This is a genomic window from Variovorax sp. Root318D1 (genome assembly GCF_001424835.1).
Lineage (GTDB): Bacteria > Pseudomonadota > Gammaproteobacteria > Burkholderiales > Burkholderiaceae_C > Variovorax.
In genome coordinates, this window is record NZ_LMCQ01000003.1 from 174,630 (window position 1) to 194,198 (window position 19,569).

Genomic DNA, 19,569 nt, shown 5'->3' on the forward strand with positions numbered 1-19,569 from the left:
AGCCAAAGAGACTGGGTCAGAACTTCACGTCGAGCGTGATGTCGGTAAAGGTGGGTTCGTCCACCTGGTCCATCAGGTTGCGCTCTTCGGCCTTCTGCTTGGGCGCGGCGCGGTTCTGCAGCCGCCACATCAGGTTGGTGGGCGAGTCGGACTGGGCCAAACCTTCCTCTCGCGTCACGCGCTCTTCGGTAATGAGGCGGGCAATGTCTTCCTCGAAGGTCTGCGAGCCTTCGGCCATCGATTGCTCCATGGCTTCCTTGACGGCGGAGAAATCGCCCTTTTCGATCAGCTCGGCCACCAGGGCGGTGTTGAGCATGACCTCGAGCGCTGGCACGCGGCCGCCCGTGGGCGTGCGCAGCAGCCGCTGCGACACGATGGCGCGCAGCGCCGAGCCCAGGTCGCCCAGCAACGTGGGACGCACCTCGACCGGGAAGAAGCTCAGGATGCGGTTCAGCGCGCGGTAGCTGTTGTTGGCATGCAGCGTGGCCACGCACAGGTGGCCCGACTGCGCGTAGGCAATGGCCGCCGTCATGGTCTCGCGGTCGCGGATTTCGCCGATCTGGATCACGTCGGGCGCCTGCCGCAGCGCGTTCTTGAGCGCGACATGCAGCGACTCGGTGTCGCTGCCCACGTCGCGCTGGTTCACCAGCGACTTCTTGTTGGTGTAGGTGAACTCGATGGGCTCTTCCACCGTAAGGATGTGGCCCGTGGCGTGCTCGTTGCGGTAGTCGAGCATCGACGCCAGCGTGGTGGTCTTGCCTGCACCGGTAGCGCCAACCATCAGGATCAGGCCCCGCTTCTCCATGATCAGCGTCTTGAGAATGTCGGGCAGGTTCAGGTCGGCAAAGCTGGGAATGGTCGAGGCAATGTGCCGCACCACAACCGCATAACTGCCGCGCTGGCGCATGGCGCTGATGCGGTAGTTGCCGGCGCCTTCGAGCATCACGGCCATGTTGAGCTCGCCCTTGCTCTCCAGCTCCTGGATGCGGGCTTCGGGCACCACTTCGGCCAGCAGCGCCAGCGGCGCGGTGGCCGGCAGCACTTGGGCGTTGATCGGCACGCAGGTGCCGTTGATGCGGATCAGCACCGGGGAGTGCGCCGAGAGGTAGATGTCGGATGCCTTGCGCTCGGCCATCAGACGAAGGATTCGCTCCATCATGTTCATCGCTCTCACTCTCCTCGGGTGCTGTTGTTTTCTAACGGGACAAAGGCGGGAACCTGTCGATCAATCGCGCAGCAGGTCGTTCAGGCTGGTCTTGGAGCGCGTTTGCGCATCGACCGTCTTGACGATGATCGCCGCGTAGGTGCTGTAGTCCTGGCCCGACTTGGTCTTCTTGGGCAGGTTGCCGCTGATGACGACGCTGCCGGACGGCACACGGCCGAAGAAAGTCTCGCCGGTGTCGCGGTTGAAGATCGGGGTGCTCTGGCCGATGTACACGCCCATGCCGAGCACCGAGTTTTCTTCGATCACCACGCCTTCGACCACTTCGGAGCGGGCGCCGATGAAGCAGTTGTCTTCGATGATGGTGGGGCCGGCCTGCAGGGGCTCGAGCACGCCGCCGATGCCGACACCGCCCGACAGGTGCACGTTGGCGCCGATCTGCGCGCATGAACCCACGGTGGCCCAGGTGTCGACCATGGTGCCTTCACCCACGTAGGCGCCGATGTTCACGTACGAGGGCATCAGGATCGCGCCCTTGGCGATGTAGCTGCCGCGGCGTGCGACGGCCGGGGGCACGATGCGAACGCCCGATTCCTTCAGCTCGCCGGCCGACAGGTGCGAGAACTTGGTCGGCACCTTGTCATAGAAGCCGAGCGAGCCGGCCTGCATCTGCTCGTTGTCCTTCAGGCGGAACGACAGCAGCACGGCCTTCTTGATCCACTGGTGCACCGTCCACTTGCCCACGCTCTCGCGGGTGGCAACGCGCAGCTTGCCGTTGTTGAGCTCGGAGATCACGTGCTCGACGGCGTCGCGCACTTCGGCCGAGGCGGCGCTGGGCGAAACGTTGGCGCGGTCTTCCCACGCGGCGTCGATGATTTGTTGCAGTTGCTGGGTCATGGAGAAAGTCTCGTGTGAAAAATGGGAGCCGGGAAAGCAGCGGTTCAGCCCCGGCCTGTTTGGCCGGATTGCACGAAGCGGACGATGCGCTCGGCGGCTTCCACGCATTCGGCCGTTTCGGCCACCAAGGCCATGCGGATGCGGCCACGGCCGGGGTTGGCGCTGTGTGCCGTGCCGCGCGCCAGATAGCTCCCCGGCAGAACCGTAACATTGTATTGAGCGTAGAGCGCACGGGCGAAGGATTCGTCGTCGCCAGCCCACACTTCGGGCACCCCCGCCCAGAGGTAGAAGCTGGCATCGGGCAGCCGCACGTCGAGCACCGGTTCGAGCAGGGGCGTCACGGCGGCGAATTTGGCCCGGTACTTGGCGCGGTTTTCGACCACGTGGGTTTCGTCGCCCCAGGCCGCGATGCTGGCCGCGGCCACGGTGCCGCTCATGGCGCTGCCGTGGTAGGTGCGGTAGAGCAGAAAGCTCTTGATGATGGCCGCGTCGCCCGCCACGAAGCCGCTGCGCAAGCCCGGCACGTTGCTGCGCTTGGACAGCGACGTGAGCGCAATCAGGTTCTTGAAGTCGCCCCGGCCGAGCTTGGCGGCGGCTTCCAGCCCGCTGAGCGGCGGCTCGTCGCGGAAGTAGATCTCGCTGTAGCACTCGTCGGCTGCAATCACGAAACCATAGCGGTCCGAAAGAGCAAAGAGCTTGCGCCACTCGTCCAGCGGCATCACTGCGCCGGTCGGGTTGCCGGGCGAGCAGACGAACACCAGTTGCGTACGTTCCCAGACGGCTTCGGGCACGCTGTCCCAATCCACCGCGAAGTTGCGCGCCGCCACGCTCGGCACGTAGTAAGGCTCGGCGCCCGAGAGCAGAGCCGCGCCTTCATAGATTTGATAGAACGGATTGGGCGAAACCACCACCGGCGCCGGGGTCTTGCTGCCATCGATCACCGTTTGCGCGAGCGAGAACAGCGCCTCGCGCGACCCGTTGACCGGCAGCACCTGCGTAGCCGGGTCCACCTGCAGGGCGTAGCGGCGCTGCAGCCAGTCGGTGAAGGCGGTGCGCAGCGCCAGGGTGCCGGCCGTGGCGGGGTAGGCTGCGAGCGTGGCCATGCTCGCGGCCAGCGCTTCCTTGATAAAGGCCGGCGTGGCGTGCTTGGGCTCGCCGATGCCCAGGCTAATGGGTGCGAAATCGGCATTGGGCGTGACGCCCTCGAACAGGCGCCGCAGCCGCTCGAAGGGGTAGGGCTGAAGCTTGGAAAGCAGGGGATTCATGGAGAGCAATTATCGGCGACGGGTCGCCGGCCGCTCAGGCCCCGCGCCGCTCAGGGGCCGCTGCGCCGGTAGAACGCCAGCGAGCCGGCCAGCGCCAGCAGCATCGCGCCGCAGGTGCGGTCGATCCAGCGGCCTGCGGCGACCGTCAGCAGCCGCATTGCCCGTGCGCCCACGAAGGCGTAGACCAGCATCACCAACGCGTCCAGCGAGGCGAACAGCACGGCGATGATGGCGTACTGCATGCCCTGCGCGGCGGCGGGGTCGATGAACTGCGGCATCAGTGCCGAGCAGAACAGATAGCCCTTCGGGTTGGTGACCGCCACCAGGAACGACTTGAGAAAGACCTTGCGGCCGTCTCCATTCATGCCTGTAGCGGGCTCGCCAGCCTCGGCGCGCGGCGCATCGAAGCTGCCACCCTTGGAGCGCAGCATGCGAATGCCCAGCCAGGCAAGGTACACGGCGCCCACCCACTTGAGCATGGAGAACCAGAACTCCGAGGCTGCCAGCAGCGCGCCCAGGCCCAGCGCCACGGCGCCGACCAGGACGAAGTCGGACAGCACGGCGCCCAGGATGCCTGGCAGCGCGCCGCGCACGCCGCGCCGCGATCCGTTGCTCAGCGCCAGCAGCACGGTCGGCCCGGGAGTTGCGATGGCGGCCAGCGCGACGATGGAGAACAGCAAGGCGGTGGCGAACGTCATGGCGGCGGGCTTTCCTCTAAAGGTTCAAAGGTTCAGATTTTCTTGACCAGCACCTGGCTCTTGCGGTCCCAGTTGTACTTGCGCTTGCGGGCCTCGGGCAGCCAGTCGGGGTTGACCTGTTGGAAGCCGCGCTTCAGGAACCAGTGCATGGTGCGCGTGGTGAGCACGAAGATGCTTTCCAGGCCCATGGCCTTGGCGCGGTGCTCGACGCGCTTGAGGATGCGTTCGCCGTCGCCCTGCGACTGCGATTGAGGCGAGACGGTCAGCGCGGCCATCTCGGCGGTCTTGGCCTCCGGGTAGGGGTAGAGCGCCGCGCAGCCGAAGATCACGCCGTCGTGCTCGATGACCGTGTAGTGGCCCACGTCGCGCTCGATCTCGGTGCGGTCACGCTTGACCAGCGTGCCGTCGCGCTCGAACGGCTCGATCAGCTGCAAGATGCCGCCGATGTCGTCGACCGTGGCTTCGCGCAGGCTCTCGAGCTTTTCGTCGATCACCATGGTGCCGACGCCGTCGTGCACGTACACCTCGAGCAGCAGCGCGCCGTCGAGCGCAAAAGGCAGGATGTGGTTGCGCTCCACGCCGCCCTTGCAGGCCTTCACGCAGTGCTGCAGGTAGAAGGCGGTGTCGGTCGGCTTCTGCGGTGGCGGCAGTGACGCCAGCAGCTTTTCGGCCGCGGCAAGCGGCAGCTCGGTGTCGATGGGGTTGTCTTCGCTCTCCGGCAGTTCGCTGTCGATGCGAATGCCCGGAATTTCGGTCAGGAAGATCAGCTTGTCGGCCTGGATCGAAATGGCCACGCTGGTGGCCACTTCCTCCATCGTCAGGTTGAAGGCCTCCCCGGTGGGCGAGAAGCCGAAGGGCGACATCAGCACCATGGCGCCGAAATCGAGCGTGCGCCGGATGCCCACGGCATCGACCTTGCGGACCAAACCCGAATGCTTGAAGTCCACGCCGTCGACCACGCCCACGGGTCGGGCGGTGATGAAGTTGCCCGAAATCATGCGGACGGTCGAACCAGCCATCGGCGTGTTTGGCAGGCCTTGGCTGAAGGCGGCCTCGATCTCGTAGCGCAGCTGGCCGGCGGCTTCCTGGGCGGAGTCGAGCGCCACCTCGTCGGTGATGCGGATGCCGTGCGAGTAGCGCGCCTCGTGCCCCTTGGCCGCGAGCTGCTCGTTGACCTGCGGGCGAAAACCGTGCACCAGCACGATCTTGACGCCCATGCTCTGGATCAGCGCCAGGTCTTGCGCAATGTTCTGCAGCTTGCCCGCCGCGATCGCCTCACCCGCCAGGGCGACCACGAAAGTCTTGCCGCGGTGCGTGTGGATGTAGGGCGCGACCGAGCGGAACCAGGGCACGAAGGTGAAGTTGAAAACGGTGGACATGGAGCGTGATTGTGCATTCTTGAAGGGCGTTTCGCGCGGGGCGGGCTGTCCGCCCGCAGCAGCCGGCGTGTCGCAAGGCGTGCAGCAGGGGTGGCGCGGACCGATAATCGCCGGTTTGCCCGCCGCGCCTTCGCGAATCAGCTTTTCCCTTGACGACCACGACACCTTCCGCTCCCTTGCGCATCGACTTTCCCGAATCGCTTCCGGTCTCCGGCCGGCGCGACGAAATCATGGCCGCCATCGAGGCGCACCAGGTGGTGATCGTCTGCGGCGAAACCGGCTCGGGCAAGACCACGCAGCTGCCGAAGATCGCCCTGGCGCTCGGCCGCGGCAAGCTCAATGCGCCGCCGGGCAAGGGCCGGCTCATCGGCCATACGCAGCCTCGGCGCATTGCCGCCAGCTCGGTGGCCAAGCGCATTGCCGAAGAGCTGAAAACGCCGCTGGGCGACGTGGTCGGCTTCAAGGTGCGCTTTCAGGACAGGCTGAGCCGCGACGCCTCGGTCAAGCTCATGACGGACGGCATTCTGCTGGCCGAGACCCAGACCGATCCGCTGCTCAAGGCCTACGACACGCTGATCATCGACGAGGCGCACGAGCGCTCGCTGAACATCGATTTCCTGCTGGGTTACCTGCGCGAGATTCTTCCGCGCCGGCCCGACCTGAAGGTGATCGTCACCTCCGCCACCATCGATGCCGACCGCTTTGCGCAGCACTTTGCGTCGAGCAGGGGGCCGGCGCCGATCATCTATGTATCGGGGCGCACCTTTCCGGTCGAGCAGCGCTACCGGCCCTTCGAAGAATCCCGTGAGCATGACCTGAACGATGCGATCGCTGACGGCGTCGACGAGCTCTGGCGCGATCCGCACAACGCGGGCGACATCCTCGTGTTCCTGCCCGGGGAGCGCGAAATCCGCGAGGCGGCCGACCATCTGCGCCGCCACCTGAGCCACCAGCCGCTGCTGCGCAATGCCGAGGTGCTGCCGCTGTTCGCGCGGCTGTCGGGCCCCGAGCAGGACCGCATCTTCGACAGCCATTCGGGCCGGCGCATTGTGCTCGCCACCAACGTGGCGGAAACCTCGCTCACCGTGCCGGGCATCCGCTACGTGATCGACACCGGCACCGCGCGCGTCAAGCGCTACAGCTTCCGCAGCAAGGTCGAGCAGCTGCTTGTCGAGCCGATCAGCCAGGCCGCGGCCAACCAGCGCGCGGGCCGCTGCGGCCGCGTGGCCAACGGCATCTGCATCCGCCTCTATGACGAGAAGGATTTCGAAGGCCGCCCGCGCTTCACCGACCCCGAAATCCTGCGTTCGTCGCTGGCGGGCGTGATCTTGCGGATGAAGTCGCTGCGCCTTGGCGACGTGGCGCGGTTCCCGTTTCTCGAGGCGCCTTCGCCGCGTGCCATTGCCGACGGCTATCAGCTGCTCAACGAACTCGGCGCGGTCGACGATGCCAACGAGCTCACCGCCACCGGCGGCGAGCTCGCCAAGCTGCCGCTCGACCCGCGCGTGGGCCGCATGATTCTGGAAGCGCGCACGCGCGGCGCGCTCGAAGAAGTGCTGGTCATCGCGTCGGCCCTCAGCGTGCAGGACGTACGCGACCGCCCGATGGACGCGCAGCAGCAGGCCGACCAGGCGCATTCGAAATTCGACGACGAGAAGAGCGAGTTCAGCGGCTACCTGCGGCTGTGGAAATGGATCGCCGATGCGCGCGGCGGCCACGGAGACACTCACAAGCTCAGCAACCGGCAGTACGAGCAGCTGCTGCGGCAGAACTTCATCAACATCCGCCGCGTGCGTGAATGGCGCGACATCCACTCGCAGCTGCTCACTGTGGTGACAGAGCACAAGTGGCGCATCAACGCGGAGCCTGCCGGCTACGAACCGCTGCACCTGTCGATGCTGGCAGGCCTGCTCGGCAACGTGGGCTGGAAGCTGGAAGACGACGAGGCGTATCTGGGTGCGCGCGGCATCAAGTTCTACCGCCATCCGGGCGCGCACCTGAAGAAGAAGCCGGGCCGCTGGATCGTCGCGGCCGAGCTGGTCGAGACCACGCGTCTCTTTGGGCGAGGCATTGCCAACATCGAACCGCAGTGGCTCGAACAGGTGGCGGGCCATCTGCTGAAAAAGCAGTTGCTCGACCCGCATTGGGAGAAGAAGGGCGCACAGGTTTCGGCACTGGAACGTGCAACGCTGTACGGGCTCGTGGTCTACAGCGGGCGCCGCGTCGATTTCACCAAGGTCGATCCCGTGGCTGCGCGCGAGATCTTCATCCGCGAAGCGCTGGTCGCCGGGCAATGGGAGAGCAAGTTTCCGTTTCTCGTGGCCAACCGCAAGCTGGTGCGTGAAGTCGAAGGGCTGGAGCACAAGTCGCGCCGGCAAGACGTGCTGGTCGACGACGAACTGATCTTCGCCTTCTACGACGCGCAGCTGCCTGCCGACGTGGCGAGCGGCATCACCTTCGAGAACTGGTACCGCCAGGCCTCGAGGGATCAGCCGCGACTTCTCTTCCTGACCCGCGAAGAGCTGATGCGCCACCAGGCGGCGGGCATCACCACACAGTCGTTCCCGTCCACGCTGCGGCTTGGCGGTGTCGACTGCGCGGCGAGCTACCTGCACGAACCCGGCGATGCGAAGGACGGCCTCACGGTCAGCGTGCCGCTCTTCGTGCTCAATCAGGTGAGCGAAGAGCGCTGCGAATGGCTGGTGACGGGCATGCTCAAGGACAAGATCCAGGCACTGCTCAAGAGCCTGCCGCAGCGTCCGCGCTCACGGCTGGTGCCGCTGCCCGATTCGGCGGCAAGGCTCGCGGAAGAACTCTCGGCGCCCGAGGTGTTCGGCCACGGTTCGCTGACCGACGTGCTTCTCAAGCGTGTGCGCGATGCGACGAGCATCGATGTGAAGCGCGCGGATTTCAAGCTCGACATGCTGCCGCCGCACCTGTTCATGAATCTGCGCATCGTGGACGAGCATGGACGCCAGCTCGGCATGGGGCGCAACCTGGGCGCGCTCAAGGCGGAACTGGGCGCGCAGGCGCGAGGCGCTTTTCAGGCGCTGGCCGGGCTCAACGTCAAGGCTTCCCCCGACCGCAAGCCGGCCGAGGCGACCGAAGGACAGGCGCAAGCCAAGGGCCGTGCCGCTGCGCCGGCTCCGGCAACGCCGAGCCTGCCCGCGGGCCAGCGCTACACGAGCTGGAGCTTCGGCGAGCTGCCCGAGCTGATGGAAGTGCGACGCGGCGCGCAGTCGCTCATCGGATTTCCGGCCCTGCGGGACGAAGGCGATGCCGTCACCATCGAGGTGTTCGACGAGCCGGCCGTGGCGGCCGCGAAGCACCGTGCGGGTCTGCGCCGCTTGTTTGCACTGCAGCTGAAAGACGCGCTCAAGTACCTCGAGAAGAACATCCCCGATCTGCAGAAGATGGCAGTGGCCTACATGCCGCTCGGCACTTCGGAAGAGTTGCGCACGCAGATCATCGATGTGGCCATCGACAGGGCCTTTCTGCAGGAGCCGCTGCCGACTGATGAATTCGCCTTCAAGCGCCGCTTGGAAGAAGGCCGCGGTCGGCTCACCTTGATTGCCAACGAGGTGGCGCGGCTGGCATCGGTCATCCTCATCGAGTACGCCGCCGCGGCGCGCAAGATCAAGGACACCAAGATCCAGCCCGAGGCCGTGCAAGACGCCGCGCAGCAATTGCAGCGCCTGGTCGGCAAGCGCTTCATCGCGGATACACCGTGGACGCAGCTGCAGCATTTCGCGCGCTATCTCAAGGCCATCGTGCTGCGGCTCGACAAGCTGCGCGCCGATCCCGCGCGCGACGCCGCCAAGCTGGCCGAGCTTCGGCCGCAAGAGCAGCGCTACTGGCGGCTGGTCGCGGAACGCAAGGGCGCGGTGGACGATCGCATGCTCGAATTCCGCTGGCTACTCGAAGAGCTTCGCGTGAGCTTCTTCGCGCAGGAGTTGCGCACGCCGCAGCCGGTCAGCATCAAGCGGCTGGACAAGGCCTGGGCGCAGCTGCAGGCCTGATCCTGGCAAGCGGACGAAAAAAAGCCCGCTTGCCGCGGGCTTCTTTCAGGTGCGCGAATTGTCCGGAAGCTTCATATGCGTCCCATGAGCACCAGGATGATGACGATCAGCAGAACCAGGCCCAGGCCACCGCTGGGCCAGTAGCCCCAGCTCCGGCTGTAGCCCCAGCTCGGCAGCGCGCCTATCAACAGCAAGATCAAAACGATCAGCAGAATGAACGAGAGGGACATGCTTTTCTCCTGGACGTTGTTGTTACGAGCCTGCATGCTCGCTGTCCAAGGTCGAAAAACACGCCGGAAAGCCGCTCCTTCGGTGGTCAGGACTATCCTACCGGTGGCGTCGGCTTTATAGCCGTGCGAGGCGGTCCAACGCGGCAAGCAGCGTCTCGTCCTTCTTGGCAAAGCAGAAGCGCACCACGCGCTGGTCGAAGCCGTTGCCATAGAAAGCCGACAGTGGAATGGCCGCCACGCCGATCTCACGGGTCAGCCACAGGCAGAAGTCGGCCTCCGAAAGCTCGCTGACCGCCGAGATGTCGACACACTGAAAGTAGCTGCCCTCGCTGCGCAGCAGCTTGAAGCGGGTCTTCTCGGCCAGGCCGGCGGCGAACAGGTCGCGCTTGCGCTGATAGAAGGCCGGCAGTTCCAGGTAAGGTGCTGGATCGGCCATGTACTGCGCGAGCGCATGCTGCATAGGCGTGTTGACGGTGAACACGTTGAACTGGTGGACCTTGCGGAACTCGGCCATGAGCGGCGCCGGCGCAGCCACGAAGCCGACCTTCCAGCCAGTGACGTGGTAGGTCTTGCCGAAGCTGCTCACAATGAAGCTGCGCGCGGCCAAGCCCGGGAAACGCGCCACGCTTTCGTGCTGTGCGCCGTCGTAGACCATGTGCTCGTACACCTCGTCGGCAATCACGAACACGTCGGTGGGGGCGAGCAGCTCTTCGAGCTTGCGCATTTCGGCCGCGGTCCACACCGTGGCGCTCGGGTTGTGCGGCGTGTTGACGATGACGGCGCGCGTGCGCGGCGATAGCGCCGCAGCAATCTTGTCGAAGTCGGGGCGGAAGGTGCCGGGCACGAGCGGCACGCGCACCACGCTGCCGCCGGCCAGTTCGATGTTGGGCACGTAGCTGTCGTAGCAGGGCTCCAGAACGATCACTTCGTCGCCCGCGCGCACCACGGCGAGGATGGCCGTGATGATCGCCTGCGTGGCGCCGGCGGTCACTGTGATCTCGTCGGCGGCGCTGTAGCTGTGGCCGTAGAGCGCTGCGATCTTGCCCGCAATGGCTTGGCGAAGTGCCGGGATGCCGGGCATCGGCGGGTACTGGTTATGGCCGGCCGCCATGGCGGCGGTCACGTCCTCGAGCAGCTTCGGGTCGCAGTTGAAATCCGGAAAGCCCTGGCCGAGGTTCACCGCATTTTTCTCTGCCGCCAGCGCGGACATCACGGTGAAGATGGTGGTGCCGACGGCGGGCAGCTTGGTGCCGATGGCCGGTGTGCGGATAGAGGAAGAAGTAGCGGTGCTCATGGTCGTGGTCTGAAGCCGGGGCTGGATCTCAGAGTTCGTAGTCTTGCTGATGGCCGCTCAGGGCCTTGGCGATCAGGTTGCGGTCGAGCCGGTCGGACAGAAGCTCGGCGAACTTGAACACGAAGTTTCGCAGGTAGGCGCTGCGCTTGAACGCCACGCGCGCGATGTTCTGTCCGAACACATGGCCCATGGGGCGCACCACGAGATCGGCGTTCGACTCGTCGCGCACCGCCATTTCGGCCACGATGCCCACGCCCAGGCCGAGGCGCACGTAGGTCTTGATCACGTCGGAGTCGATCGCTTCGAGCGCGATGCGAGGGGTAAGTTTCTTCTGTGCAAACGCATGGTCGATGCGCGTGCGGCCCGTGAATGACGGGTGGTAGGTGATGATGGGTTCGTGCGCCAGGTCTTCAAGCGAGATGCGTTCCTTGGCGGCCAGCGGGTGGTCCTTGGGAAGCACCAGCACGTGCTGCCATTCGTAGCAAGGCAGCGTCACCAGCTCGGTGTAGTCGGCCAGCGATTCAGTGGCAATGCCCACCTCGGCGATTTCGTCGATTACCATGCGCGCCACCTGGTCGGGCGAGCCCTGGTGCAGGCTCACGTTGACCTTGGGGTAGGCCTCGCGCAGCTTAGCCACGGGCACCGGCAGCACGTAGCGCGCCTGGGTGTGCGTGGTGGCAATGGAGAGTGTGCCGCTGTCTTGCGCGCTGAACTGCTCGCCGATGCGCTTGAGGTTGCCGACCTCGCGCATGATCAGTTCGATGCTGGCAATCACATGCTGGCCCGGTTCGGTGACCCGCTTGAGCCGCTTGCCGTGGCGGGCGAAGATTTCGACCCCGAGTTCTTCCTCGAGCTCGATGATGGCTTTCGACACCCCCGGCTGCGACGTGTGGAGCGCCTTGGCCGCTTCCGTGAGGTTCAGGTTGCGCCGCACGGCTTCCTGAACAAACTTGAACTGGTGCAGATTCATATCAAATTCCGTCTTATTGCGGAATTCATTATGCCTTCGGAGTCTATCGAAATAGCCGTGAATTCAAGATTTGCTTGCAATTCTGGCGAGGAGCTCGACCAGTTCGGGCTCCTCTCCGACGATGTTGGCAAGCTTGAAGTGCACGTCTGGCCAGCTGCCGCGAAGCGCCTCGAGCTGTAGCGGCAGATCTTCGCGCGCGTGCTTTCCCATGCCCAGGAACAGCGGAACGACGCGAAGCGAACGGGCACCGCTCGCAATCAAGGCCGCGGCGGCGGTGCGCAGGTCTGGCGTGGCCAGTTCCATGTAGGCGCACACCACGCGGGCCTGCGGATCGAGCGCCGTGACACGCGCAGCCACGGCCTCGATCGGTGCGCGCCAGCGCTCGTCGCGCGAACCGTGGGCCAAGAGGATGATGCCCCTTGCATTGCCGATCGCCATCGTCTTCTCTTCTATCTTCGAAGAACCAGCCAACTGAACGCGGCAAGCGACATGACTGAATAAATGAGCCCCGGCGCCGCCGCTGTGAGCCATGGCGACCAGTTACTCAGATTGCCGAGGTAGCCGAACACGTTGTTCAGCAAGAAGAAGCTGATGCCGATCATCACGCCGCCGAAAACGTAGGTGGTGATGCCGGCCTGGCGGAAGTGCAGGTACGCGAAGGGCAGGGCGAGCACCACCATCACGAGACACGAGAGCGGATAGAAGACTTTGCGCCAGAACTGGATCTCGTAGCGCTGTGCGGTCTGGCCGTTGGCTTCTAGGTGGCTGATGTAGTCGAACAGGTCGATGGTGCCCATGCGGTCCGGCCGCAGCAGTGCCACCGACACCATCTCGGCCGTCAGCGTGGTCGGCCAGTCGAGCTGAGGCACCTTGGTCGTGACGATGCGGGCCTTGTCGGCGGAGGTGCGGGTGTCGTAGTCCTGCAGTTCGACGTCCGAGAGGGTCCAGTGGTCGTCGTAAATGCGCGCCGAAGACGCGAAGAGCTGCTTGCGCACATAGCCGTTGGCGTCGAACTCGAAGATGCGCGCATTCTTCAGCGAGCCATCGCGTGCAATGGACAGCACGTTGACGGCATAGGACACGTTCTCGCGTTTCTCCTTGAGCCACGCACCGGTATTGCCCACCAGCGAGTACGAGCCCTGGTAGCGCGACTTGAGTAGCTGACCGGTGCGCTCCGAGGCTGGCGCGATGTAGTCGCCGATGGCAAAGGTCAGCACGACGAATCCCACGCCGAGCAGCAGCAGAGTGCGCAAGGCGCGCCAAGGGCCGAGGCCGCTGGTGCGGAGAATCGTGTATTCGGAGCTCTGCGCGAGGCGCGCCATCACGAAGATGCAGCCGATCAGCACGGTGATGGGGAGCAGTTCATACAGGTGGCTTGGAATCAGCAGAGCCACATAAATCAGCGCCTGCGCGGGCCCGTAGGCCAGGCTTTCGGGCTTGCCGATCGACTGCAGTTCGTCGACGAAGTCGAAGAAGAAGAACAGGCTCAGGAAGCCGAGTGTCACGAAAGCCACGGCCTTCAGTGCCTCGACATAGATCAGGCGTCGGATTGTCTTCACGGGGTCGGGTCCGTTTTTGCGGGCTGGGAGGGCAGGCCGCCGGCCATGACGTGCTCGGTCTTGCGCCGCCGCCCCCAGTTGTTGTTGCGCAGGAACAGCCACGCGACGCCGATCAAGAGGACGCCGCCGTGCAGCATCAGCATGAACGAGCCCATGCCGAAGCGGCCGGAACTGATCCAGCTCTGGCCGAGGTTGAGCATGTTGTAGTAGACGACGAAGGCGAACAGCGCGAACAGCAGGTTGCCGCTGCGCCCCACGCGCGGGTTGACGCTGGAGACGGTCAGTGCGAGCAGCACGAAATTGATGGCGGCCAGCAGCATGCCGATGCGCCAGGCCAGTTCGCCCCGGCTTGCGTCGCCTGGCTCCCGCAGGAGCTGCAGCGTCGGCTTGGCGCGCGCGGGGGTGCTGTCGCCATCCAGGTCCGCATTGCCGCCGGCGCGCGTGCCGTAGGTTTCGAACTCACTGATCTTGAGGCCCGCGGTGGGCATCAGCGGACGCTCCAGCCGCTGCCCGTTGCTCAGCATCAGGAAGCGGTTCTCGCCGACGTTCTCGATGCGCCCGCTGCGCGCGGAGGTGGTGATTTGCAGCCCGCGCTCGATCGCCCAGATGAAGACGTTGGTCGCGGTGGCGCCGTCCGGGGTGTCCTTGTCGATGAAGAAGACGCGCATGCGCCCCGATGATTCGCGGAACTCGCCCGGCGTGACGCGTTCGATGTCGCTGCGCCTTTCGTATTGCGCGCGCATGCCGATGGTCTGGGAGTTGGCCCACGGCCAGCCCAGCAGCGCCATGACCGCAATCAGCGCCAGCACCGGCCAGGCAAAGCGGAACAATGGCTTGACGAAATCGGCCAGGCCGCGCCCGCTGGAGAACCAGATCACCATTTCGCTGTCGCGATACATGCGCGACAAGGTACCAACGATGGCGATGAACAGGCTCAGGCTCAGGATGGTCGGCATGTAGCCGAGCACCGTGTACGCCATCACCAGGAACACTTCGGACGGGTTCACGCTGCCCTTGGAGGCAAGCCCGAGCGTGCGGATGAGCATCATGGTCATCACGATGGTGACCAGGACAACGAGGGTCGCTCCGAAGCTGCGCGACAGCTCCTTGCGTAAGGAAGAATGGAATAACATCGTTCGAGGAAAAAAAGGATTATGGACTTTCAGCTCAAGACCCTCACCCTTGCCCGCGCCGCGGCCGAAAAATCAGACGTGCTGATCGTGCTCGTCGGCAGCGCACCTCTCACTTCCAAGGACCCGTTGTCAGCGCTGATTGCCAGCGCCCGCAAGGCTGGCGACCTGCCCGACAAGGCCGGCAAGCTGCTCGCGCTCTACCATCCCGACGAGGTGGTCGCGTCGCGCGTCGTGCTCGCCGCCATTGGCGACGGCAAGCCCGCGTCGGTGCGCAGCGGCGTCATTGCCGCGGTCAACGCAGCCAAGGCCAACGCGCCCAAGCGCATGGTCATGGTCTTCGCGCAACAGGCCGATGGCGCGGCCGTCGCAAGCGCCGTGGCCGCCGCCGCCGACGCCAGCTACGTCTACACCACGACCAAGGCAACGGCCTCGAACGGCGAGAACGGGCGCACCGTCCGCAACCTGACGCTCGGTGTGGCGGACGCCGCGGCGGTCGGCAAGGCCTTCGACGAAGCCCGCGCGACGGTGTCCGGCATCGAGCTCGCAAAAGAGTGGGGCAACCGCCCCGGCAACTATTGCACGCCCACCTTGCTTGCCGAGGCGGCCCAGGGCCTGGCCAAGCTGTCGCGCATCAAATGCGAGGTGCTCGGCCCCAAGGAGGTGCAGAAGCTCGGCATGGGCTCGTTCGCTGCCGTGGCACAAGGCTCCGCCGAACCGCTGCGTTTCATCGTGTTGCGCTACCAGGGCGGCCCCAAGGACCAGGCGCCCGTGGTGCTGGTCGGCAAGGGCATCACCTTCGACACCGGCGGCGTCTCGCTCAAGCCGGCTGCCGAAATGGACGAGATGAAGTTCGATATGTGCGGCGCGGCCAGCGTGCTGGGCACCTTCCGCGCGCTGGGCGAAATCCAGCCGGCCATCAACGTGGTGGGCCTCGTGCCTACGTGCGAGAACATGAACGACGGCCGAGCAATCAAGCCTGGCGACGTGGTCACCAGCATGAGCGGCCAGACCATCGAGGTGCTCAATACCGACGCCGAGGGGCGGCTCATCCTGTGCGACGCACTCACGTACGCCAAGCGCTTCGAGCCGGCCGCCGTGATCGACATAGCCACCCTCACCGGTGCGTGCGCGGTGGCACTTGGCGGCGTGCGCAGCGGCCTCTTCACCGCCGACGAAACCTTGGCTGCGGCACTCCAGGCGGCCGGCGAGGAGTCGCAAGACCGCTGCTGGCGCCTGCCGCTTGACGACGAATATGCCGATGGCCTGAAGAGCAACTTTGCCGATGTCGCCAACGTGGCGGGCCGCGCGGGCGGGGCCATCACGGCGGCCAAGTTCCTGCAGCGCTTTGTCGGCGATTTCGCCTGGGCGCACCTGGACATCGCGGGCACGGCCTGGAAGAGCGGGGCGGCCAAGGGCTCGACCGGCCGGCCAGTGGGCCTGCTGGTTTCCTATCTGATGGAACGCTCACGCGGCGAGGCAGCCAAGGCGGCGGCCCCGTCGAAGGCCTCGCGCAAGAGCACCGGTTCGGCCACCCGAAAGGCCCGGTCCGCGCAGTGACCGAAATCGGCTTTCATTTCAATACGCCGGACAAGGTGAACTACGCCTGCCGGCTGGTTCGCAAGGCCGTGAACGCGCGCGGGCTGCGGGTGGTGGTGGTCGGCGAGGCGCAGACGCTCGAGGCGGTGGATGCCGCGCTCTGGCAGCTCTTGCCCTCCGACTTCATCGCCCATTGCCGGGCCGATGCGCAGCCTCATGTGGTGGCCCGTTCGCCGGTCATTCTTTCGGCCGAGGGCGCGGAGGCCGCGTCGCTGCCGCACCGCGAGATGCTCGTGAACCTGGGCGCCGAGGTCCCGGCGGGTTTCGAGCGTTTCGAGCGCCTGATCGACATCGTGAGCGACGAGGCCGCAGAGCGGCAGATCGGCCGATCGCGTTGGCGCCACTATGCCGACCGTGGCTACACGATCCAGCCGCACGACTTTGCAAGGAGCGCTTCCTGATGGCCAGCACGCTGCGTACACCGCCCCGGTTCGTCCCCACCCTGACTACGGTGCTCGACCTGCCGGGCGAGCCTGCGGGCACCGAGCCGGCAAGCCCTGTGGCCGCGCCAGCCGCGCCCATCGACCCCGCCGAAGCCGTTGCGCTGCCTCCGGCCGAGCAGCGTTCGGACGCCGAAATCGTCCGCCTCGAAGAGCAGCTACTGCACCGGGTATTGCAGCGCGTCGACCTCTCTTTGGAGGAGCGTTTGAGCGACGCGGTGTCGGCCGCCGTGCAGCAGCAACTCGATGCCATGGTGCCTCGGCTGCGCGAAGAAATAGAGGCTGTTTTGCGTGCCTTGGTGATCGAGGCAATGGCCGCCGAGCTCTCTGAAAACACAGGGTCTGTGCCAACTTCCGGAGCGTAAAGCTTCAGCTAAACTGCGCGCCAGGTCGGTGGGGCGGGAGGGTGCCGCTGGTCTGCGGCGCGAAACTTGCGAGGTCTGCGCGCCCGGATCACACGACCGGTTTTTAGTTTATTTATCAATGTTCTGGAGGTTCTCATGCAATTGAAATGGACTGCGGTCGCACTGGCTGCTCTCACGCTCGTGGCTTGCGGCAAGAAAGAAGAAGCTGCTGCACCGGCCGCCCCGGCGCCCACGGCAGCGGCCCCCGCACCTGCAGCGCCTCCGGCAAGCACGCTGGTCGTCAAGATCGGCCACGTGGGCCCCACCAGCGGCGCCATTGCCCACCTTGGCAAGGACAACGAATTCGGCGCCAAGATGGCCATCGAAGACCTGAATGCCAAGGGCCTCAAGATCGGCGACAAGGTTGCCAAGTTCGAACTGCTCGCAGAAGACGACGCAGGTGATCCGAAGCAAGGCACCGCAGTGGCCCAGAAGCTGGTCGACAGCAAGGTCAACGGCATCGTCGGCCACCTGAACTCGGGCACCACGATTCCTGCCTCCAAGCTTTACAGCGACGCCGGCATTCCGCAGATCTCGCCTTCGGCAACCAATCCCAAGTACACGCGCCAGGGCTTCAAGACCGCGTTCCGCGTGGTGGCTGACGACACGCAACTCGGCGGCACGCTGGGCAAGTACGCCGTCGAAACGCTCAAGGGCAAGAACATTGCCGTGATCGACGACCGCACGGCCTACGGCCAGGGCGTTGCCGAAGAATTCGAGAAGGCGGCCAAGGCTGCCGGCGGAACCATCGTCGGCCACGAGTTCACGACCGACAAGTCGACCGACTTCAACGCCATCCTGACCAAGCTCAAGGCCGCCAAGCCCGACGTGCTGTTCTTCGGCGGCATGGACGCCGTGGGCGGCCCGATGCTCAAGCAGGTCAAGCAACTCGGCCTGAACGTCAAGTTCATGGGCGGCGACGGCCTGTGCACCGGCGAACTGCCGAAGCTGGCTGGCGATGCCATCGGCGAAGAGATGGTGGTTTGCGCCGAAGCCGGTGGTGTCGATGGCGACTTCAAGCAGCCGCTGGAAGACTTCAAGGCCAAGTTCAAGGCCAAGAACGGCGTGGAAGTCCAGATCTACGCACCGTACGTCTACGACGCCGTCAACGTTCTGGCTGAAGCCATGGTCAAGGCCGGTTCTTCCGACCCTGAAAAGTACCTGCCGGAAGTCGGCAAGGTGCAATACAAGGGCGTGACCGGCCCGATCGCTTTCGACGAAAAGGGCGACATCAAGAACGGCGCGCTGACGCTCTTCACCTACAAGGGTGGCGTGCGTACGCAAATCGCCGTGGTGCGCTGATCGGTTTCGCGACACGACTCTGCGCCTAGGCGCAAAAAGAAAAAGGGCCTTCGGGCCCTTTTTCTTTGGCTGGCGGCAACCGTCGTCAGTTCAACCCGGCAAAGCCCGAGGGCCGGTCGGTGTTGCAATATTCGATGAAAGCGTCGAGATCGCGCGACTTGTCGAAGACCGCGTCGGCGCCCAGGGCCTCGCAGCGCGCCCGGATGTCGGCCGTCACGTAGTTGCTCAGCACGACAACGCGCTGGCCTGGGCCGCGTGTCTTGCAGCCAGAGAGCACACCCAGGCCGGACCCTTCCTTCAGGAACAGGTCGACGATGAGCAACTGCCAGTCATGGGGGTGTGAAGCGAGCCAGGCGAGCGCGGCTGACTCGGTTTCGGCGAAGCCGACGACGTGGCCATTGACCAGATCTTCGAGAGCCGGGACCAGGTTGTCCCTGATGGTCTTGTTGTCCTCGACGAGGAACGTGATGAGGGCCATGCCGTGGTTTCGCTTTGAGAACCAATAGCGTAGCGTGCCGGATGCGTGCGCAGCGTAGGAGAAGGGATACGGAGCGTTCCGTTCGACTGGAAAGACCGTGGAGACGATCAGTCCGAAGCGTTGGAACGGATCCTTGCCTTGAGCTCTTCGGCCTGCGCCTGGCTTTCGTCGCGCTGGGCCGTGATCTCAAGGCGCTTCTCGATTTCCTCGCTCAAGGCGGCGTTCACCTCAGCCAGCGTCTCGGCCGACTTGGCCAGCTTTTCCTCGAGTTGGCTTGTGTGCTCGATGGCCTGGGCCACGTCGCCCACCTGGATTTCCTCGGGCAGCTCCTGTTCGAGGACCGTGCTCACGACCGCCAGGTTGTCCGACGCCCGCTGCACATCGGCGGCAACCGCTTCGGTCTTCTCCAATGTCTGTTCGAGCGACGTATCGCCAGTCGGGGTAGGTTGTGGTTGTCCGGCCATCCGGGCTCCTTTTGCAGGCGTGAAAGTAAGACTTTGGATCGTACCGCCAGTTGAGGTTGGCGGGCAGCCAGGAGCGCGTTGCAAGGGCGCAACGCGCAATAAAAAAGCCCAGGATGCTGGAGGCAACCTGGGCTTCTTGTTCTGACTCTCATGCTCGCGAACGGTTGCGAACAATCAATTCTCTGGCGGAGCAGGCGGGATTCGAACCCGCGGAGGGCTATTAACCCTCACACGCTTTCCAGGCGTGCGACTTAAACCGCTCATCCACCGCTCCTGAGC

General features: G+C 65.1%; 18 protein-coding genes and 1 tRNA gene. 5 read left to right on the forward strand and 14 right to left on the reverse strand.

Translation table 11 applies throughout. The features are described from left to right. Positions 1-16: 16 nt before the first annotated feature. From ASC78_RS04490 to argA, 5 genes are read right to left on the reverse strand one after another with little or no spacing between them, the layout of a single operon-like run. Entirely contained in the window at positions 17-1,165 is a 1,149-nt protein-coding gene (locus tag ASC78_RS04490; protein WP_055796985.1) for a PilT/PilU family type 4a pilus ATPase, read from the reverse strand. A gap of 60 nt (positions 1,166-1,225) precedes the next feature. Further along, positions 1,226-2,059, reverse strand: coding sequence for a 2,3,4,5-tetrahydropyridine-2,6-dicarboxylate N-succinyltransferase (gene dapD, locus ASC78_RS04495; RefSeq protein ID WP_055796987.1), 834 nt, complete (start codon positions 2,057-2,059; stop codon positions 1,226-1,228). Between the two features lie 44 nt (positions 2,060-2,103). After that, positions 2,104-3,324, reverse strand: a complete 1,221-nt coding sequence (gene dapC / locus ASC78_RS04500) for a succinyldiaminopimelate transaminase (protein ID WP_055796990.1) — start codon at positions 3,322-3,324, stop codon at positions 2,104-2,106. A gap of 50 nt (positions 3,325-3,374) precedes the next feature. Further along, positions 3,375-4,022 carry a LysE family translocator gene (locus ASC78_RS04505; RefSeq protein ID WP_055796993.1) on the reverse strand — a complete coding sequence of 216 codons (648 nt, stop codon included), beginning with the start codon at positions 4,020-4,022 and terminating at the stop codon, positions 3,375-3,377. A 32-nt stretch (positions 4,023-4,054) separates the two neighbouring features. Further along, positions 4,055-5,401, reverse strand: coding sequence for an amino-acid N-acetyltransferase (gene argA, locus ASC78_RS04510; protein WP_055796996.1), 1,347 nt, complete (start codon positions 5,399-5,401; stop codon positions 4,055-4,057). A 230-nt stretch (positions 5,402-5,631) separates the two neighbouring features. Here argA and hrpA point away from each other — a divergent pair, with 230 nt between their 5' ends. After that, a complete protein-coding gene (hrpA, locus tag ASC78_RS04515) occupies positions 5,632-9,420 on the forward strand; it encodes an ATP-dependent RNA helicase HrpA (RefSeq protein WP_235504988.1) in 3,789 nt (1,262 codons plus the stop codon). A gap of 71 nt (positions 9,421-9,491) precedes the next feature. Here the strand turns inward: hrpA and ASC78_RS04520 are convergent, their stop codons facing one another. The 6 genes from ASC78_RS04520 to lptF form a co-directional block, all read right to left on the reverse strand. Continuing rightward, the gene (locus ASC78_RS04520; RefSeq protein ID WP_082517427.1) at positions 9,492-9,650 is read right to left on the reverse strand and encodes a DUF3309 family protein; all 159 of its coding nucleotides are present in this window, start codon (positions 9,648-9,650) and stop codon (positions 9,492-9,494) included. A 115-nt stretch (positions 9,651-9,765) separates the two neighbouring features. Continuing rightward, entirely contained in the window at positions 9,766-10,944 is a 1,179-nt protein-coding gene (locus ASC78_RS04525; protein ID WP_055797003.1) for a pyridoxal phosphate-dependent aminotransferase, read from the reverse strand. A 28-nt stretch (positions 10,945-10,972) separates the two neighbouring features. Continuing rightward, the gene (locus ASC78_RS04530) at positions 10,973-11,914 is read right to left on the reverse strand and encodes a CysB family HTH-type transcriptional regulator (RefSeq protein WP_028258747.1); all 942 of its coding nucleotides are present in this window, start codon (positions 11,912-11,914) and stop codon (positions 10,973-10,975) included. A gap of 63 nt (positions 11,915-11,977) precedes the next feature. Further along, positions 11,978-12,352 carry a sirohydrochlorin chelatase gene (locus ASC78_RS04535; RefSeq protein WP_055797011.1) on the reverse strand — a complete coding sequence of 125 codons (375 nt, stop codon included), beginning with the start codon at positions 12,350-12,352 and terminating at the stop codon, positions 11,978-11,980. Between the two features lie 11 nt (positions 12,353-12,363). Further along, positions 12,364-13,473, reverse strand: a complete 1,110-nt coding sequence (gene lptG, locus ASC78_RS04540; protein WP_055797014.1) for an LPS export ABC transporter permease LptG — start codon at positions 13,471-13,473, stop codon at positions 12,364-12,366. Beyond that, on the reverse strand, positions 13,470-14,606 hold the full coding sequence (gene lptF, locus ASC78_RS04545; RefSeq protein ID WP_055797019.1) for an LPS export ABC transporter permease LptF: 1,137 nt from the start codon (positions 14,604-14,606) through the stop codon (positions 13,470-13,472). Before lptF ends, lptG begins: the two co-directional genes overlap by 4 nt. A gap of 21 nt (positions 14,607-14,627) precedes the next feature. On the opposite strand from lptF, the gene ASC78_RS04550 reads away from it, so the two are divergent. The 4 genes from ASC78_RS04550 (at position 14,628) to ASC78_RS04565 (ending at position 18,348) form a co-directional block, all read left to right on the forward strand. Then, positions 14,628-16,163 carry a leucyl aminopeptidase gene (locus ASC78_RS04550; RefSeq protein ID WP_055797023.1) on the forward strand — a complete coding sequence of 512 codons (1,536 nt, stop codon included), beginning with the start codon at positions 14,628-14,630 and terminating at the stop codon, positions 16,161-16,163. Beyond that, positions 16,160-16,603 carry a DNA polymerase III subunit chi gene (locus ASC78_RS04555; RefSeq protein ID WP_055797025.1) on the forward strand — a complete coding sequence of 148 codons (444 nt, stop codon included), beginning with the start codon at positions 16,160-16,162 and terminating at the stop codon, positions 16,601-16,603. The genes ASC78_RS04550 and ASC78_RS04555 overlap by 4 nt, the downstream gene beginning before the upstream one ends. After that, positions 16,603-17,007, forward strand: a complete 405-nt coding sequence (locus ASC78_RS04560; RefSeq protein ID WP_055797028.1) for a hypothetical protein — start codon at positions 16,603-16,605, stop codon at positions 17,005-17,007. Before ASC78_RS04555 ends, ASC78_RS04560 begins: the two co-directional genes overlap by 1 nt. 135 nt (positions 17,008-17,142) lie before the next feature. Further along, complete coding sequence (locus ASC78_RS04565; RefSeq protein ID WP_055797031.1) at positions 17,143-18,348, forward strand: branched-chain amino acid ABC transporter substrate-binding protein; 1,206 nt, start codon at positions 17,143-17,145, stop codon at positions 18,346-18,348. Between the two features lie 85 nt (positions 18,349-18,433). On the opposite strand, the gene ASC78_RS04570 is transcribed toward ASC78_RS04565, so the two are convergent. The 3 genes from ASC78_RS04570 to ASC78_RS04580 form a co-directional block, all read right to left on the reverse strand. Continuing rightward, on the reverse strand, positions 18,434-18,826 hold the full coding sequence (locus ASC78_RS04570; RefSeq protein WP_055797035.1) for a response regulator: 393 nt from the start codon (positions 18,824-18,826) through the stop codon (positions 18,434-18,436). Between the two features lie 107 nt (positions 18,827-18,933). Then, the gene (locus ASC78_RS04575) at positions 18,934-19,290 is read right to left on the reverse strand and encodes a hypothetical protein (protein WP_055797037.1); all 357 of its coding nucleotides are present in this window, start codon (positions 19,288-19,290) and stop codon (positions 18,934-18,936) included. A 183-nt stretch (positions 19,291-19,473) separates the two neighbouring features. Next, a tRNA-Ser gene (locus ASC78_RS04580) sits at positions 19,474-19,564 on the reverse strand. Positions 19,565-19,569 lie beyond the last annotated feature (5 nt).

Coding starts and splice junctions, on each gene's coding strand:
- ASC78_RS04490 (WP_055796985.1), bottom strand. CDS start 1,165: ATGAACATGATGGAGCGAATCCTTCGTCTGATGGCCGAGCGCAAGGCA.
- dapD (WP_055796987.1), bottom strand. CDS start 2,059: ATGACCCAGCAACTGCAACAAATCATCGACGCCGCGTGGGAAGACCGC.
- dapC (WP_055796990.1), bottom strand. CDS start 3,324: ATGAATCCCCTGCTTTCCAAGCTTCAGCCCTACCCCTTCGAGCGGCTG.
- ASC78_RS04505 (WP_055796993.1), bottom strand. CDS start 4,022: ATGACGTTCGCCACCGCCTTGCTGTTCTCCATCGTCGCGCTGGCCGCC.
- argA (WP_055796996.1), bottom strand. CDS start 5,401: ATGTCCACCGTTTTCAACTTCACCTTCGTGCCCTGGTTCCGCTCGGTC.
- hrpA (WP_235504988.1), top strand. CDS start 5,632: ATGGCCGCCATCGAGGCGCACCAGGTGGTGATCGTCTGCGGCGAAACC.
- ASC78_RS04520 (WP_082517427.1), bottom strand. CDS start 9,650: ATGTCCCTCTCGTTCATTCTGCTGATCGTTTTGATCTTGCTGTTGATA.
- ASC78_RS04525 (WP_055797003.1), bottom strand. CDS start 10,944: ATGAGCACCGCTACTTCTTCCTCTATCCGCACACCGGCCATCGGCACC.
- ASC78_RS04530 (WP_028258747.1), bottom strand. CDS start 11,914: ATGAATCTGCACCAGTTCAAGTTTGTTCAGGAAGCCGTGCGGCGCAAC.
- ASC78_RS04535 (WP_055797011.1), bottom strand. CDS start 12,352: ATGGCGATCGGCAATGCAAGGGGCATCATCCTCTTGGCCCACGGTTCG.
- lptF (WP_055797019.1), bottom strand. CDS start 14,606: ATGTTATTCCATTCTTCCTTACGCAAGGAGCTGTCGCGCAGCTTCGGA.
- ASC78_RS04550 (WP_055797023.1), top strand. CDS start 14,628: ATGGACTTTCAGCTCAAGACCCTCACCCTTGCCCGCGCCGCGGCCGAA.
- ASC78_RS04560 (WP_055797028.1), top strand. CDS start 16,603: ATGGCCAGCACGCTGCGTACACCGCCCCGGTTCGTCCCCACCCTGACT.
- ASC78_RS04565 (WP_055797031.1), top strand. CDS start 17,143: ATGCAATTGAAATGGACTGCGGTCGCACTGGCTGCTCTCACGCTCGTG.
- ASC78_RS04570 (WP_055797035.1), bottom strand. CDS start 18,826: ATGGCCCTCATCACGTTCCTCGTCGAGGACAACAAGACCATCAGGGAC.
- ASC78_RS04575 (WP_055797037.1), bottom strand. CDS start 19,290: ATGGCCGGACAACCACAACCTACCCCGACTGGCGATACGTCGCTCGAA.